The organism is Roseateles sp. FW305-36 (genome assembly GCF_058787015.1).
In genome coordinates this window covers 1-579 of record NZ_JBYSZK010000064.1, presented here as the reverse complement: position 1 = coordinate 579, position 579 = coordinate 1, and the positions used below count along the sequence as shown (strand labels likewise).

Here is a 579-nt window from a genome sequence, read left to right as displayed (position 1 = left end):
CACAAGTGCTCAAGGTGGAGCGCGTCGGGCGCCAGGACGACTTCTTCAAGCTCGGTGGGCACTCGCTGCTGGCGGTCTCGGCCATGGCACGGCTGCGCGAACGCTTTGCGTTGGACGTGCCGCTGAGCGACCTCTTCCAGCACAGCCGTGTGCAAGCCTTGGCTACTGTTTTCGAAGCAATGCAGGAGCAAATCGAGGTTGAAGTATGAGGAGTGCAAACGATCTGTTAGAGCGTCTGCAAGAGTTGGATGTCCAAGTTCGCGTTAAGGAGGGAAAGATTGGGCTCGCTGGCAATAGGCGGCATTTGCAGAGTGATGAGCTGATAAAGGCTATTCAGCGGTTCAAACCAGAATTGCTCCAAATCCTGGAAGCTCAAGGGCGATATCAATTCACTTCGGATGCCGGGCGTAAACCTAACCGCATTCCCGCCATCAGTGCGGTGTCGGCCGAGGAACGCGAGCAGGGGCTGCCACTGTCGTTTGCGCAGCAGCGCCTGTGGGTACTGTGCCAGCTGCCTGGCCAGAGCCAGGCGTATCACATGCCCATGGGGCTGCGACTGGATGGGCAACTTCATCCGCA

The 579-nt window shown here is 58.2% G+C and carries 2 protein-coding genes; one reads left to right on the top strand and one right to left on the bottom strand.

Features of this window, described 5'->3' with window-relative positions; translation table 11 throughout:
* A partial coding sequence (locus tag AC3WOE_RS30575) for a phosphopantetheine-binding protein (protein ID WP_492696332.1) occupies positions 1–209 on the top strand: 209 nt, incomplete at its 5' end.
* A gap of 17 nt (positions 210–226) precedes the next feature.
* Here the strand turns inward: AC3WOE_RS30575 and AC3WOE_RS30570 are convergent.
* On the bottom strand, positions 227–579 hold a 353-nt coding region (locus AC3WOE_RS30570; RefSeq protein ID WP_492696330.1), incomplete at its 5' end, for a hypothetical protein.